The organism is Bacillus cereus group sp. BfR-BA-01350 (assembly GCF_022663775.1).
In the GTDB taxonomy this organism is placed as follows: domain Bacteria; phylum Bacillota; class Bacilli; order Bacillales; family Bacillaceae_G; genus Bacillus_A; species Bacillus_A paranthracis.
In genome coordinates, this window is record NZ_JAKUGD010000044.1 from 1 (window position 1) to 313 (window position 313).

Sequence of the window (313 nt, forward strand, 5' to 3'; positions counted from 1 at the left end):
TTTTTTATTTTATTTACAAATCTTAATTGACGTTGTTAACCCGATAATGACTCCCACACAAAGTGGTGTTGTTTCTGGTTGTACATCTGATGCCCCTTGGATTTCCGCTAATTCTTCTTCGCTTAATTCATTTAACGCTTTTCCCGATGGATGGTTTGGTAAATCTTTTAACTTCTCTCTTACTTGTGGATCTTTCCACGCTTCTACTAACTCTTCTTTTGTGAACTTGTATCCTTTTGACATTTCATTCATCCTCTCGTTTTTATTTTTTATTTTATTTACAAATCTTAATTGACGTTGTTAACCCGATAAT

General features: G+C 33.2%; 1 protein-coding gene. It reads right to left on the minus strand.

Features of this window, described 5'->3' with window-relative positions; genetic code table 11:
• Positions 1-9: 9 nt before the first annotated feature.
• Entirely contained in the window at positions 10-243 is a 234-nt protein-coding gene (locus tag MR147_RS26855) for a mersacidin family lantibiotic (RefSeq protein ID WP_046198765.1), read from the minus strand.
• Positions 244-313: the final 70 nt, after the last annotated feature.